We start from the raw sequence: 15,569 nt of genomic DNA, 5'->3' as shown, positions 1-15,569 counted from the left end.
CTTATTTTAACTGTAGACTTTGTCAGGTCTGATGTATACATGCATCAAACTGATAATATTATAACAAGTTTTAATTACATTTCAATTGATTCTGTCGTATTGTGAAGTATTTTTTTTAGTGCATCCTTTCTTGATTCTTTTCGTTATATTTCGCCAATCTTTGCCGTCACTCCACCGGTCCGCCGCCGCGTCTTTCCAGTCGATGTGCCACATTTTCCCGAATCAGCTGGTAGACAACAGACGTACCCGGAATGAAGAAAATCATGCCAACGACGCCGAACAGACCGCCTCCGACGCCGACCGCAAGAAGAACCCATATGGCCGGAAGGCCCACCGAGCTTCCGACAACACGCGGGTAAATGAAGTTGTTGTCAACAAACACGGTGCCGAGATAAACACCTGCAAAATACAGCGCATACATCGGATTGACCACTGCAATCAGAAATGCGCCGACCGCAAGACCGATGTATGCACCCACAATCGGAATCAGCGCCGTGAGCGCGACAACTACGCCGATCAGCATGGCATACGGAAGAGACAGGATGGTAAGCAGTAAAAAGATCAGGAATCCAAAGATGCAGGCGTCGGTAAACTGACCGGCAAAATAATTCGAATAGGTCCTCGCGATAATCTCAGTAATCCTCAGTGTCTTCTGAACGATTTCCGGCGGGAGGTATGCCTGCAGAACACGGACCGCCTGCCCTCCCAGTTTTTCCTTGGAAGACAGGATATAAATCGAGAACATCAGGGCAAGCGCCGCCGTCACCAGGCCGCCGAAAACGCCGGATACCGTCGAGAGCGTTGATTCCACCACACTCCCCGCACCGGACTGGACAAAGGAAAGAATGTTGTCCAGGATATTCCGCCACTCTGCTTTTCTGCTCAGGCTTTCGAGACTGGCACGAATCTGCGGGTTCTCGCCGAAATAGACCAATGTCTTCTGTGTGAGGTCTTCGAGAAAAGCCGGAACGCCGCTGGCAAGGCTGACCATTGCGGCTGCAATCTCCGGAATCATCAAAATCAGAATAATTCCGAGGGCCGCAAAAATCAGAAGAAACGAGAGAATCATCGCAATCGCGCGTCGGATCCCTCTCCGGCTCTTCTGTTCCGTATCCCGGATCGCTTTCCCGATCAGCCTTTCGATCGTCCGCATGGGAATGTTCACGATAAACGCGATCAACGCACCGCACAGAAACGGGAACAGCACCGAAAACAGCCGTCCGGCCAGCGCGATCACCGATTCCAACCGGATAACACAGGCAATCAAAAGTACCGTGTACGAAATCACAAGAATCACCTTTTTAATTGAACAGTCACCGGATTCGGAATTATGAAAATGATTGAGTATCATTTTGTCACCACCTGTCATAAACTGATTGTCTTAGAAAACCTCACCCACCGAACACCCTGCTGACCGCACTGCGGATGCGGTCCTCGGATGCGCTGAAGGATCCCTGAACCATCTGCGGGCTTCCGCCGCCTCTTCCGTTCAGACCTGCATTCAGTTCTTTTGCCGCCGCCCGGCAGTCATAAGAGGCACTGCCGATACAGTAGGAAAAGATCTCGTTTCCGCTCTCATCCGTATGTCCGGAGAGAACGCAGACGGTTTCCCCTTTTTTCTTTTTCAGAAGAAGGTCGCAAAACCGCCGTATTTCCACCGGAGACGCTTCCCGTTCCACATCAATCAGAAGCTTCTGACCGTCCGGAAATGTCTCCGCCTTGTACTGAAACAGTTCTTTCTGGAGTTCCGCGATGCGCAGGCTCTTCCTGCTGTCCGCGTCCAGAATCCGCCGGACTGCCGCCGCGCTCTCGTAGGGTCTGGCCGAGAGCATTTCACAGATCTCCCGGTTCAGATCCGTCTTGATCCGGTAATCCTCCATCGCCTTTCTTCCGGCATGCATCATCAGACGCATCCCGCCTTTGTAGCGAATCATGGAGAGAATCTTGACTGCACCGATCTCTCCCGTGCGGAGAACATGGGTTCCGCAGCAGGCGCACATATCTGCTCCCGGTATCTCCACCAGACGGACTAAACCGGTCAGTTCCTTTTTGCTGCGGTAATCAATCTCGGCCAGTTCTTCTTCCGTCGGGAAGAACACACGGATCGGAAGGTCCCGGAAAATGATCTCGTTCGCCTTTTTCTCGATCTCCATCAGCTCTTCCCAGGAACATTCCCCGCTGAAATCCATACGGATTTCCTCTCCCATATGAAATCCGACATTCTCAAAGCCGAATTTCCGATGAATCAGACCGGAGAGAATATGTTCGCCGGAATGTTCCTGCATCATACAGAAGCGGCGATCCCAGTCGATGGTTCCGCGAACCCGGCTCCCTGCCGGAATCGGGCAGTCTGTGTAATGAACAATGGCATTGTCCTTTTCATGAACATCCAGCACCGGGATAAGATTCTCCTCGGAAGATGGCGTACCCGCCGCTGCCGCGGCATCCTTCCTCTCCACTGTCAAATCCAGAACCTGAAGAGTTCCGGTATCCGCCGGCTGCCCGCCGCCCTCCGGATAGAACGCGGTCTGATTCAGAATCACGGCATAGCGTCCGTCCTCCGGCTCACAGCGAAGCACATTTGCTTCAAATTCGGCACAATACGGTTCTTCATAATATAATGTTCCGGTTCCTGTCTGCATGTTTTTGTTCCTGCTTTCTCTCTATATCTATAATAAACTCAATGGTGCAATTCTCTGCCCGACCTGTTCAACCGTCAGAGTCTCCGGATCTGATAGAGAAGTGCATTCACGATCGCCGCCGCAACCGTGCTTCCGCCCTTTCTTCCGCGGGCAACGATATGCGGCGTGCTCTTCAGCGTCATAATCAGTTCCTTTGCCTGAACAACATTGACAAAACCGACCGGCACACCGATGATCAGCCTTGGATGAAGACGTCCCTGCTGAATCAGGCTGTACAGTTCCACAAGTGCCGTCGGTGCATTGCCGATAGCAAAAATCGCCCTCCGGCCGGTCCGTTCTTCCAGTTCTGCCGCTTTCCGCATACTCATCACCGCTCTGGTAATGCCGGCAGCCTTCGCATCCCGCGCGACATCGGCGTCCGCCATGAAGCAGAACGAATCCGTGCCCAGAGATTGAAGTACTGCCTTTCGGATGCCGGATTTCGCCATATTGGTATCTGTGATGACCGGTGCTCCCTCGGTCAATGCGCGAATCCCGGCCTGCACTGCATTGGGCGAAAAAAACAGCGTATCCGCAAATTGAAAATCCGCTGTGGTATGGATGACCCTTCGGACAACCTTATCCACATCATCGGGATAGGGACCTTTTCCCAGCTTTCTGAGTTCTTCTCCGATCATCTCAAAGCTCTTCTTTTCAATATCCGCCGGATGGATCTCCAGAAGATCGATCCCCTCCGGGAGCTGAAAATCTGTGTTCATACCGTTTCCCCCGCCGGCTTATCCCGTATCGCCGGCACCTCTCTCCTTTTCTGTATTGTTTGGTCCGCGCCAGTTTCCCTGTCGGCCGTCAGAAAATCCCCGTCGTCAGCCGATAGAGAAAGTCCCCCGTCAGCCGTCAAAAAAACTGCGTCGTCAGCCGTCAGAAAATCCCCGTCGTCAGCCTATAGAGAAATCCAAGTCGTTAGCAGTCAGAGAAATCTCCGCCGTCGGCCGATCGACCCCGGCGTTTAAAATCTCTTCCTCTGTTTCAGATCGCTGACGAATCCTTTCGGTTGATGATCTGATAAATCTTCTCCATATCCAGATTCCGGCGCACTCCGTCTGCGAGAATGTCATACTGTCTGCGGCGGTATTCATCGTAATCCGCTGCGTCTGCCGGATCTATTGTCCCGGTCACCTGGGCGGCATCGTTTCCCTGCATTTTCCGCTTCCGCAGAAGATCCGCGATCCCCGCCGCAACACCCGGCCCGTCAAAAATCCCGTGCAGATAGGTTCCCGCTATCCATCCGGACGCATATCCTTCCGGTTCGGACAGAAGCGCTTTCCGCAGCTTCACGAGCGGTTTTCCGCCCCGGATGGTGGTTCGTCCCATATGAATCTGATATCCGCGTACCGGCTTTCCGCGAAGCGATGCAAACAGTCCTTCCGCTGCGACCGCTTCCCCTTTATTCTGTGACCGGATTTTTTCGCCGGTAAAGACCGTCTCGGCCGGAATCAGTCCCATTCCGCGAAGAACCCGTCCCGGCTGACCGGCCTCATGTCCCTCCGGATCCGAGAGGACTTCTCCCATCATCTGGTATCCGCCGCAGATTCCGATGATCGGGACTTCCGCTGCCGCCAGTTTCAGAATCGCGCTCTCAAGTCCGCTGGTCCGCAGCCACAGCAGATCCTCAATGGTATTCTTTGTCCCCGGAAGAACCAGCAGATCCGGTGTTCCGAGTCCCCTGACATCCGTGACATAGCGCACATTGCACCGGCCGACCGTCTCAAACACATGAAGGTCCGTAAAATTCGAGAGCCTCGGAAGACGAATCACAGCGATATCGATCTCTCCGGGTGCCGCCATTTTCCCCTTCGCCGTCAGCCGTGTGCTCAGACTGTCCTCATCGTCAATGTCCGCTTTCAGAAACGGTACCGTTCCGACAACCGGAATTCCGCACAGTTTCGAGATCATTTCCGTTCCCGGATCCAGAATGGAACGGTCGCCCCGGAATTTGTTGATCACAAGTCCGCGAATCCGTTTTCTCTGTGATTCCGGAAGAAGCATCACCGTTCCGTACAGCTGTGCAAACACGCCGCCGCGGTCAATGTCGCCGGCGAGAATCACCGGGGAATCCGTCATCTCTGCAATGCCCATATTGACGATATCATCCTGAGCAAGGTTGATCTCGGCGGGACTTCCGGCCCCCTCAATGACGATTATGTCATACTCCTCATCGAGACGCCGGTAGGATTCCATGATCTGCGGGATCAGTTTTTTCTTATAGGCAAAATACTCTTTCGCCGGCATGGTCCCGATCGGGGTTCCGCGGACAATCACCTGCGAGCCCACATCGCTGGATGGCTTCAGGAGAACCGGATTCATATCTGCCGTCGGCTCAATGCCGCATGCTTCGGCCTGAACCGCCTGCGCACGGCCGATCTCAAGTCCGTCAGCGGTGATAAAGGAATTGAGTGCCATATTCTGCGACTTGAACGGCGCCACTTTCCACCCGTCCTGCCGAAACACGCGGCAGAGGCCGGCGGTCAGAAAGCTCTTTCCGACATTGCTCATCGTTCCCTGTATCATGATCGATTTCGCCATGCTGTTCCTCCTGTTCTGATATATCCTGCCCGCGGTCAAGTACTCTCTTCCGCAGTTTCTTTCTTTATCAACTCGATCGCAGCCGCCAGCCGTTCACAGCTCTCATGGTTTTTTACAGCCACGCGGTACCAGCCTTTGCCAAGCCCTGTGTAGTTTGAACAGTCCCGGATCAGAATCCCCTTCTTCCGCAGACGATCGCCCATATCACGGATCGCTGTCCGAAACAGAACAAAATCCGCGGAAGATTCTGCACAGTTCATTCCAAGCGATGTCAGACGGGCCCGCAGTTCCTCCCGCCGGCATTTGATCTCTGCGGCAGTTTTCCGCACAAACTCCTGTTCCGCAAGGCACGCGATTCCGGCCTCTTCCGCAGGAGCCGATACGCTCCACGGCTGCCGGACATCTTCCGTCTGCCGGATGATGTCCGGATCCGAAACCATAAATCCAAGCCGAAGCCCTGCCATGGCAAAGATTTTGGTGAACGCATTCAGAATAATCAATCCCGACGGATCCATTTTACAATCGGCACTGCCCCAAAAGGAAATCGCACTGCGCTCTTTTCCGTCCATGCAGAACCAGAGAAAACTTTCGTCAACTAAAAGAATCATACCATATTTTTGACAGATTCCGAAAATTCTCTTCAAGAAATTAAATGTTCGGACATGTCCATCCGGATTGTTCGGATTGCACAAAATAATCATGCCCGATTTTCCGAGTTCCCCGGCTTGTTCCGCAAATGTGCGAACCGACGTCAGAACGTCTTCATCCTCATATGGCAAAACCGAATCGGCTGAAAAAACCGGCAGACCGGCAATCTCGGCACCGACGGTCTCCGCCGCTTTCCGGTATTCCGAAAAACCGGGTGCCGGAATCAGCACCCGCTCCGGTCGGAGAGCCTGGAAAATGCTGTAGAGAAGGTCTGACGCACCATTTCCGAACAGCAGGGACTCCGACCTCACCGGGAATCCCTCCTGCCGGAGTCTCTCCGACATGCGGTTTCTGAGCTTCCTCTGGAGCGCATCCGGATACTGTTCCCATCGATCCATGCTCAGAGCCGCCGCGCGCCGCGCGCTCGCCGGCATGCCGAACGGGTTAATATTTACCGACAGATCCAGATCGATCCCCCCACGGAAAATATCTCCTCCGTGAACATATGTGTACTCCGAAACGTTTTTTCTGTTCCTGCTCTCATTCATATCATTCCTGTTCTGTTCCAATCCCAAATATATCCCCATACTGATCCATACAGTCTCTTACATCTATAAAAAGCCCCGGCCCCGTCTTCAACCAAACCGGACTTCAGCCCGCAATCAGGATCAGCACGGAAAAACGGATCACCGCCGCAAAGAAGACAGCCAGACCTGCTGTTCCGTACATCAGCCGGTTTGCCTCGGTGATATCGGACGGTTCCGTTTTCTTTTTCTCATCTCCGATGAACGGCTTCTCCACTTTTTTCCCGAAATACCACGCATCCCCCGCAAGTCTTAAGCCGAGAGCACCGGCACAGGCCGACTCGGTCTGCGCGGAATTCGGGCTCTTGTGGTTTCTGCGGTCCCGTTTCCAGATGCGATACGCTTCCGCAGAATCCAATCCGAGGAAACCGGCAGCGGCAATCATCAATACCGCGGCAATCCTTGACGGAATGTAGTTAAAGACATCATCGGTCCGGGCGGCGCATCTCCCGAAGTACAAATACCGGTCGTTCCGGTATCCAACCATAGAATCCATTGTATTGACTGCCTTGTAAATCCATCCGCCCACCGGTCCGAACAGTGCAATCCAGAAGAGAGGAGACACAATTCCGTCCGACGTACCTTCCGCCACTGTCTCCACGGCCGCTTTCGCCACACCCTCTTTCGTCAGGTTCTCCGTGTCTCGGCCGACAATCATCGAGACGGCGCTTCGTGCCCGGAACAGATCTTCTTCCTCCAGTGCCCGCTGCACCTTCATACTCTCGGTTCTCATCGACCGCACCGCCACCGCATAGCAGACCGAAACGGTTTCCAATATAAAAGCCGCCGCCATGGAAGCAGTTGCAAACCCGAACTGCAGTAAAAGCATCACCGGAAGTATCGTCACGGCCGCCGCTCCCAATCCAGATGTCAGCATCACGATGGCTGTAAACAGGCAGCCCCCGATCAATTCACCTTTCGGTGTCTTCGGAAATGCCGCCCGGATCCATCGCTCCGTAAACGTGATCCAGCTTCCGATCAGCCGGACCGGATGCGGAATCCACTGTGGATCTCCGACAACCAGATCGAGAAGAAAACCGGCGCACAGCGCGCCGACGTGTATGATAACCCAACTCAAATCTTCATTCCTCTTTTTTCTTTTCTCGTTTTACAGCTTCTTTTATGTTCGCGGTTGTCTGCGTTTTCGCATTATGTCTTCATTTTTTCGCTTTATCTGCAGTTTTTTCATCTGCATTTTTTTCATCTGCAGTATTCGTATTTTTCTTCCCTTTTTTATGTTTCGCCACTGTCGGAAGAGATCACCGTCGGTATCCCGCAAACCACCCGAATAACCGTATCCGCCTGTTTCGCAATCTTCTGGCAGATTCTGCCGTAAGTATCACGGTACTCGCGTTCACGTCGGCTCATCGGAACAACGCCACAGCCAATCTCGTCCGCCGTAATTACGCGGACCCGGGGATCGGCCAAAATCCGCTGAACGGTTTCTTCCGTCGCTTCACGAAGTTTTTTCCAGAATATCTCCTCTGAAGATTCCTGCGAGGCAGCCATTTGCGATATTCCCTGTTTTCCACCTTCTGCAGATACTCCCGTTTTTCCGGTCTCTGCAGATGCATCCGATTTTCCGGCTTCCGCAGAGACATCTGTTTTATCGGCATCCGCAGAGACATCTGTTTTTCCGGCTTCCGCAGAGACATCTGTTTTATCGGCATCCGCAGAGACATCTGTTTTTCCGGCCTCCCCGAAATCCGGCGACGGAATCCGCGAAACTTCGGACGTCCGATCCGGGGAATTTCCGGAAAAACCATGCTCCATTTCCCGCTGCAGTCCATACAGTGCTGCAACCTTGTCTTCAAGATGAAGCAAAATTTCCGTTTCCGATGCATAGGACCGCGCAATCTTCGATTTTCCCTGGCTTCTTCCGCCGACAATCAGTATCATTTTTCTCCCCTTCGACCGGTGATTGCCCACCGCTTCTCCGACGTTTCCCGCTGCGGTCTTCCGCCCGCCGCCGTAGCGCATTCACTCTCTTTTCCCCGGTTTTGCCGGACTTTTTCTGTTCCTGCCATTCCCGGATGTCCGGATGGCTTCTATTTCCTGCTGTCCCCGGATGACCCGATGACTCCGTCCCACAGGCCCACCAGAGGCCCCAGCGCCCCGAACGCCCACCAGAGGCCCCAGTGCCACCAGAGGCCCGAGCGGCGCTGAAAGCCTGAGCCTCCAGCGCCGCTGACAAATGAATCATTTATCCGTAATAATCTCCGCCGACATTGACCGCAAGTCCGTTCAGCTGACAGAGTGTGACCACCACGGTAAAGATCAGCACCGCGCCAAGACTGGCAGTGGTGTCATCCTGATCAAACCGCGGGGAGATCTCGCAGATGTCAAAACCTCGCACTTTTCTGGTCCGAAGAATGTGCTTCATGATCGGCACCACAGCCTGCGGATCCAGTCCGAGGGCCTGCGGGGCGCTGACGCCGGGGGCAAATGCCGTCGAGAAGACATCGGTACAGATGGTCATGTATGCATTCTTGTGCTGATACATGAAGTCATCTACGTGTTCATACACTTCTTCCCGGGAGCCGTACTGAAGCGTTCTTGCCAGCATGTAGGGAACCCCGAGACGCTCCGCTTCCTTAAAGAGGCTGACCGTATTGCTGTGGCGCTGAATACCGAGGGGCATGTAGGCAAACGGCATTTCCTCTCTCTCGCAGATATCCGCAATCTGACGGAACATGGATCCGGAGGATGCACCGCCGTCGTACGGTCTCATATCAAAATGCGCGTCAAAGCTGATGATACCGAGGTCAACCTTGCTGTTCTCGTCTTTTCTTCCGCTGCGGATCTTCTCTTCCAGAATCTCTTTCTCATGCGCGAGCTCACCCATATAATGACCGAAAGTGGTCTCATGTCCGCCGCCCATGACGATCGGAAAAAGATTGAGACTGAGAATCTTCTGAACTGCCTGAGCAAGAATGCTCTGTGCCTCTTCCAGTTCGATGCCGTCCGTCATGATATTGCCGCAGTCATACAGTGCGACACCCGGGTCGAACACACACGGAAGATTCGAAAGCTTTTTTCTCAGAAGATTCGGTCCGAGCGCTGCGCCGGCACGTCCTTTGTTCCGCTTCACGCCGAGATCACAGCAAAAACCGATCATTCCGAAGCCCAGCGGGCCGGAGAACGGCTCCGTCACCGAATTGAGATCCAGCGGGCGGATTCTCTGATGCCAGCGAAACGCGTCATAATCTTCCTCGCTGTCGACACGGCCCTGCCACTGATCCGTTACATCAAAATAATAGTTTTTCAGCATTGTTCTGTCCCCCATCTATGTTCAGAATCGAAGCATCAGTTCTTTTTCAACCACATTTCCGTTCTCGATATAATATCTCGGAACACGCTTGCTGACCGCGCAGACAATCTCATACGGAATCGTTCCGGCCAGATCCGCCAGAACTTCCACCGGCTGATGGCGTCCGAAGATCTCGACCTCGCTTCCGACGTCGACGCTGTTCTTTCCGGTCAGGTCAATCATGCACATATCCATGCAGATCTTTCCCCGCTGCGGGCACAGCCCCTCCCCGGTATACAGCGAACAACGGTTGGACAGCGTGCGCAAGAACCCATCCGCATATCCGTACGGAACCACCCCCATCCGTGTTGTCTGATCACAGGTGTAAATGCCGCCGTAGCTGATTTTCGTCCCCTTCGGATAAATCTTGATGGTGCTGACCGTCGTCTTGAGCGACATCACCGGCCGAAGGCCCCACTGTCTGGCAAATTCTCCATATCCGTAGAGAAGAAGCCCCGGCCGCACCATGTCGAGATAAGTCTCCGGATAGCGGACCGTCGCTCCGGTATTGGCGCAGTGACGGATCCGGAATGTCCGTCCCAGTTTTTCCTCCACCGCACAGATCACATCGCGGAAAAGCTGAAACTGATGTTTTGTATACTCTTCACAGTCCTCCCCGGGCTCATCGGAAACCGCAAAATGCGTGAAAATTCCCTCCGCATCCAGTCCCGGAAGATTGCATGCAAGCGCGATACCGTCCACGCCGTGCTCAAAATAATCTCCCTCGCAGATATAACCGAGCCGCGACATACCGGTATCAACCTTGATATGAACTTTCAGCGTGCCGCCGTATTTTACCGCCTCGGCACTGTATTCCCGCGCTTTTGCCTCGCAGGTTACCGCCTGAGTGATATTGAAACAGATCAGACGATCGACCTGCTCTTTCGGCGTATGCCCCAGAATCAGGATCGGCATGGTGATGCCGGCATTCCGGAGTTCCAGTGCCTCATCGATGCTGGAAACCGCAAGGTAATCCGCGCCGAGCTCCTGCAGTTTCCTTCCGATCTGCACGGAACCGTGTCCGTAGGCATCCGCCTTGACAACGCCCAGAAAACGCACGTCTTCGCCGATCTTCCGACGAATTGTCTGATAGTTATAGGTAAGAGCATCCAGATCGATCTCTGCCCAGGTTCTTCTAAGTGTAGAATTCATAGTCCCTTATGCAGTCAGGATTTTCATCCCCGGCCGCTCTCCTTTTTTGTTATAGCACCGAAATATTATACACCGATTTGACAGAACATTCTACACGGTCTGTTCCGTCCGGATATCTTCTTTGAAAATTCAGCCTCCGAGCGCGTCAACCATATCCTGAAGTTCGATGAAACGTTCCATCTTCGCCTCCAGAAGTTCGTCCGTCTCGGCTTTTTCCTTCGTCAGCCGGTTCAGTTCCACAAAATCGCTGGCCGCCTTCAGAATCGCCCGGTCCAGTTCTTCCGATTTCTGTGTGAGAGAATCAATCTCGTCCTCAATCGTATCGTACTCTCGCTGCTCCTTAAAGGAAAGCTTTTTCTTCGGCTGCGCGGAGCGGTCCTTCCATGTACTGCGCGTATTTCCCAGCGGAGCCGGATTTTCATCCCCTTCCGCCGACGTATTTCTCCCGGACGGCCCGTTTTTTCCGGCTGCTGCTCTTCCGGCAGCGGAGTCTTCCGCTTCCATCAGCATCCGCTCACGGTATTCCTCATATCCCCCTTCATTCTGGCGCAGAATTCCTTCCGGAGAGAACGCAAAAATCCGGGTTACTACGCGGTCCAGAAAATACCGGTCATGGGAAACCGCAATCACAATGCCGGAAAAACCGTCCAGATAATCTTCGAGCACGCGGAGTGTGGCGATGTCCAGATCATTGGTCGGCTCATCGAGGATCAGAACGTTCGGAGCCTCCATCAGAATCCGGAGAAGATACAGTCTTCTGCGCTCGCCGCCCGAAAGCTTGGATACCGGCGTATACTGCATATTGCTGTCAAAAAGGAATTTCTCACACATGGCGGATGCACTGGTCAGACCGTCCTTTGTGCGGATAAACTCCGCCGTTTCTTTCACATAATCGATCACCCGCATATCCCCGTCCGGCATCTCGGCTTCCTGCGAGAAATATCCGACGTGAACCGTCTGCCCGATCTCGATCGTCCCCTCGTCCGGCGGGACAAGTCCCACAATCGTCTTCATCAGCGTGGACTTTCCGCATCCGTTCGGGCCAATGATTCCGATCCGGTCATTTTTCAGAAACGTATAGCTGAAATCCCGGAACAGTGTATGCCCGCCATAGGATTTCGAGACGTTTTTCAGTTCAATCGTCTTGTTGCCGAGACGGGACTGAAGCGAATTGATCTCCACCTCACGATCGATCACGATCTTATCCCGGTCGCGCAGTGCTTCAAAGCGGGCGATATGGGCCTTCTGTTTCGTACTTCTGGCTCTTGCGCCTCGCTGAATCCATGCCAGATCCTTTCGGTAGAGCGTCGCCATCTTCCGTTCTGCCGCCTCCGCGTACTCGAGGCGCTGCTGCTTCAGTTCCAGATATCCGGAATAATTGGTCTCATATCGGTAGGTCTTCCCGTGGTCGATCTCGAGAATTTCCGTTGTAACCATATCCAGGAAATACCGGTCGTGTGTCACCATCAGAATCGCGCCGCGGTAATGCTGGAGATAATCCTGAAGCCACTCGATCATCTCATTGTCCAGATGGTTGGTCGGCTCATCGAGGATCAGAAGATCACACGGTGTCAGAAGCGCCGCAGCGAGAGCCGCACGCTTTCTCTGACCTCCGGAGAGTGTCCGCGGATCCGCCTCCGGATTGTCGATGCCGAAACGCGCCAGCATCGCCTTGATCTCTCCGTTCTGATGATAAATCTGATCGTTTCCGTATACCATGGCGGCGACATTTTCCACAACGTTATGGTCCGGATCAAAGTCCGGATTCTGGGAAAGATAGGAGATCCGGATCTCCCGACCGCGGACCGTCTGTCCCTCATCCGGTTCGAGGGCTCCCGCCGCAATCGCAAGGAGCGTGGATTTTCCTGTTCCGTTGACACCGATCACGCCGATCCGGTCACGATCAGAGATACCGACGGTCACCTGATCCAGAAGAACACGGTTTTCAAAGGATTTACTGATTCTTTCAAGGTTTAAAATGTTCATATGATTTTCTCTCAGGGCCCTGGCGGATCAGCAGCCTAAACGAATCAAAACATGCTTCGCAGGTTTCGAACGTCTGGCGGCAGTCACCAAGGCCTCACTGGGGCGTGACATTGTCAAGTTAACTGCGGAACAAAGTCCGCGGAGCGTTTTGTTTCATAGGGAATTTCGGAGAAATTTCCTATGAAATAAAAACGAATCGAGCAGAGAGGTTTTCACTCCCTGCTCGATCCCTCAGGACGTGCAGGAGAACACTTCCGGGCTTCCCGCACAACCTGATGTCCTTATTGTTTCATCTGACGGATCTCATTCAGAATCTCGATGTCATCGGCCAGAACACGCATATTGGTTACCTGCATCTCTTCACCCGGTCTCTGAATCGTCATCTCAATAACGGTTCCTTCCGGAACGCCCCGTCCCTGCTGAAGCTGAATGAACTGGACAACTTTCGGATGATTGTTCTGAAATCTGCGGAACAGTCCAGCCGCCTTAAACATATCTGCCGGATTCATTCCCATGATCAGACCTCCCCGTCCGGACCGTCAAAGCCGAAGGAAATTGCTCCGTCATTCAGGTCCTCAAAAATCTCACGCGCCTTCTCGGAGGAATCCTTGAATTTCTCCGCGATCTCCATCGCTTCTTTCAGGGAAGCATTGTCCGGCTGATCCTTTGCCTCATCAAAGAAACGTCCCTGATGGAACAGTGCCTCCGCCAGATCCGGCATGTACTTTTCATCATTGTTCGCGCATGCGCGAATCAGAGTGACTTCATTCGTGAAGCAGACTTCCGCCTGATCCAGACGGTCCACATCCCAGGCGATCAGACCGAGTTCATAGAAGTTCCTCGCAGACTCAAGCTGTGCTTCCGCACCCGGAAGTCCGTGGTAGAGCGTTGCCGCAGTACGGTATCCGTTGATCGCATCCTGCACACGGTTCTGTGCCTTTGCCTCTGCCGCATCGGCCGCAGCCTTGGCTGCAGCTTCCTTCTGACGGCCGGACGCATCGTCGCGAACGGTCTTCATCAGGCCGAACAGTCCGCGGCAGAGCTCGCTGTCCGCTTCTCTGCGCTCGCAGATCTCCCATGCGGTATTCCAGGCAGTCTGCGCATCCTGCGCATTTCCGGCAAACCGGTAAGCATTGAACAGATTGAAATTGACCTGCGCACATCTCGGCTCAAAGAGCTGTTTCTGGGAATCATCGATCGCCATCAGCTTCTGATCGGCCTCCGCTGCCGTCCGAAGGATTTCGATCGCCTCCTGGAACTTTTTGTCATGATTGTAGATCACGCCGAGGGAGTTGCCCATCGCGCCGAGACGGATCAGGATCTCGCGGTTTTCCGGATCCCCATCCAGAAGTGTGCGGAGATCGGCAATTCCTCTCTCATACGCGATGCTGGCCTCCGCCTGCTGGCCGCATCTTCCGTACATCTGTCCGATGTTTCCGTTTGTATCGGCAGTCACCTGAAGGAGCGTTCTCTGTTTCTCGGCCGTCTGCCACTCATCGTCCTTCTTCAGGTCCTCATATATCTTCATCGCCGCGTCAAACTCTTTGAGCGCGGACTCGAAAAGCTGCATGTTTTTCTTTTCACCGGCAGCCTCACCGGACTTTTCCTTCTCCAGTGCCGCAAAATCGACCTGGTTCATGAAAAGAATGCCCTTGTTGTTATGCGCACCGGCGATCTCGATGGAACGGTTCGGTGCATCCGGTGCCTTGGAGAGTTCATCCAGTGACTGGATTGCGGAATCGTACATTTCGATCGCATTGCGGAAGCGGTTCTGGCGGAGCAGAACCGTTCCCATCTCATTGTAGCTTGCCGGAAGCATACCAAGGTATTTCTCACGGTTGGAGGTGGTCAGCTTGACCTGAATCATCAGCGCACGGCTGAGCGCCGCCTCCGCCTTCTTCAGATCATTCTCTCTCCCCGCCTTCACGCCTTCCTGAAACAGCGCGCCGGAAATCGCCGCCAGATCTTCCTGCTTTTCCTCCGGAATCGGGAGACGCGCATTGGTTCTTGCGACAACCTGACTCAGCCCGGTGATCATCTTGTCCACACCGTCCTTCGGCAGGAACCAGAGCTGGATTCCCTTCTGCTGCTTCTTTGCAAGACCCTGCATCAGTTCCTTGAGTTCCGTCTCGGACACCTGATCCTGATGGCAGAGCATGATGACAAACATCGCGCTGAAATGTGCATACTGCTGCAGAATCGCATTCTGCATCTTCTTAACCTGATACCGGCCGTCGCCGTCCTTGCTCAGGCTTCCCGGATATTTGGAGACGATGAACTCGAAATCAAACATTCCGTAGATACTGTTCATGTTATTGGCAAAATCAATCAGGCGGCGGATATTCGGATCCGTCTCTTCCTGACCGGCCGGAACGCTGCTGCCTTCCGGTTCCACCAGATACACATTAAATGTCGTCTTCATCGGTGCAGCGGCACCGGCGGATGAATCCGCCTTATTCTTGTTTTCCTCGCTCATGAGTATAACTCCTGTCTTTTTATGAATTCCGCAGCCATCGCCGCAGTTTCGTTCTTTTTAATAAAGATACCCGAATACGAATTATACCACAGACCGATGTTGTACGACAACTGTCACCTTTCGCCGGATCTGCCGTAAAGCTGCTGCCTGCCGTTTCTCACATAAAGCAGCGGTTCTCCGCTTCATCC

12 protein-coding genes are annotated in these 15,569 nt (G+C 53.5%); all 12 read right to left on the bottom strand.

The features are described from left to right. Window positions 1-166 precede the first annotated feature (166 nt). The 12 genes from BR86_RS0102470 to BR86_RS0102415 all read right to left on the bottom strand — a co-directional run bounded on the left by BR86_RS0102470 (window position 167) and on the right by BR86_RS0102415 (window position 15,381). Window positions 167-1,351, bottom strand: a complete 1,185-nt coding sequence (locus BR86_RS0102470; RefSeq protein WP_075034403.1) for an AI-2E family transporter — start codon at window positions 1,349-1,351, stop codon at window positions 167-169. A gap of 40 nt (window positions 1,352-1,391) precedes the next feature. Next, on the bottom strand, window positions 1,392-2,642 hold the full coding sequence (locus BR86_RS0102465; protein ID WP_031471425.1) for an alanyl-tRNA editing protein: 1,251 nt from the start codon (window positions 2,640-2,642) through the stop codon (window positions 1,392-1,394). Between the two features lie 74 nt (window positions 2,643-2,716). Beyond that, entirely contained in the window at window positions 2,717-3,400 is a 684-nt protein-coding gene (locus BR86_RS0102460; RefSeq protein ID WP_031471424.1) for a precorrin-8X methylmutase, read from the bottom strand. 268 nt (window positions 3,401-3,668) lie between these two features. Continuing rightward, window positions 3,669-5,225 carry a cobyric acid synthase gene (locus BR86_RS0102455; protein ID WP_031471423.1) on the bottom strand — a complete coding sequence of 519 codons (1,557 nt, stop codon included), beginning with the start codon at window positions 5,223-5,225 and terminating at the stop codon, window positions 3,669-3,671. A 35-nt stretch (window positions 5,226-5,260) separates the two neighbouring features. Continuing rightward, window positions 5,261-6,442, bottom strand: a complete 1,182-nt coding sequence (locus tag BR86_RS0102450) for a pyridoxal phosphate-dependent aminotransferase (RefSeq protein ID WP_161767261.1) — start codon at window positions 6,440-6,442, stop codon at window positions 5,261-5,263. A gap of 82 nt (window positions 6,443-6,524) precedes the next feature. Further along, a complete protein-coding gene (gene cbiB / locus BR86_RS0102445) occupies window positions 6,525-7,535 on the bottom strand; it encodes an adenosylcobinamide-phosphate synthase CbiB (RefSeq protein WP_031471421.1) in 1,011 nt (336 codons plus the stop codon). A gap of 155 nt (window positions 7,536-7,690) precedes the next feature. Then, on the bottom strand, window positions 7,691-8,437 hold the full coding sequence (locus BR86_RS16250; protein WP_051684533.1) for a bifunctional adenosylcobinamide kinase/adenosylcobinamide-phosphate guanylyltransferase: 747 nt from the start codon (window positions 8,435-8,437) through the stop codon (window positions 7,691-7,693). Window positions 8,438-8,660: 223 nt separating this feature from the next. After that, on the bottom strand, window positions 8,661-9,728 hold the full coding sequence (hutG, locus tag BR86_RS0102435) for a formimidoylglutamase (RefSeq protein ID WP_031471419.1): 1,068 nt from the start codon (window positions 9,726-9,728) through the stop codon (window positions 8,661-8,663). 21 nt (window positions 9,729-9,749) lie between these two features. Continuing rightward, window positions 9,750-10,919: an alanine racemase gene (gene alr / locus BR86_RS0102430; RefSeq protein ID WP_031471418.1), complete on the bottom strand. Its 1,170-nt coding sequence runs from the start codon at window positions 10,917-10,919 to the stop codon at window positions 9,750-9,752. Between the two features lie 129 nt (window positions 10,920-11,048). Further along, the gene (locus BR86_RS0102425; RefSeq protein ID WP_031471417.1) at window positions 11,049-12,905 is read right to left on the bottom strand and encodes an ABC-F family ATP-binding cassette domain-containing protein; all 1,857 of its coding nucleotides are present in this window, start codon (window positions 12,903-12,905) and stop codon (window positions 11,049-11,051) included. 281 nt (window positions 12,906-13,186) lie between these two features. After that, window positions 13,187-13,420 carry a hypothetical protein gene (locus BR86_RS0102420; protein WP_081843968.1) on the bottom strand — a complete coding sequence of 78 codons (234 nt, stop codon included), beginning with the start codon at window positions 13,418-13,420 and terminating at the stop codon, window positions 13,187-13,189. 2 nt (window positions 13,421-13,422) lie between these two features. Beyond that, the gene (locus BR86_RS0102415; protein WP_031471415.1) at window positions 13,423-15,381 is read right to left on the bottom strand and encodes a tetratricopeptide repeat protein; all 1,959 of its coding nucleotides are present in this window, start codon (window positions 15,379-15,381) and stop codon (window positions 13,423-13,425) included. Between the last annotated feature and the right edge of the window lie 188 nt (window positions 15,382-15,569).

Origin of the sequence: [Clostridium] aminophilum DSM 10710 (genome assembly GCF_000711825.1) — a bacterium.
Classification (GTDB): Bacteria; Bacillota; Clostridia; order Lachnospirales; family Lachnospiraceae; genus Clostridium_R; species Clostridium_R aminophilum.
This window is presented reverse-complemented; position numbering and strand designations above follow the sequence as displayed.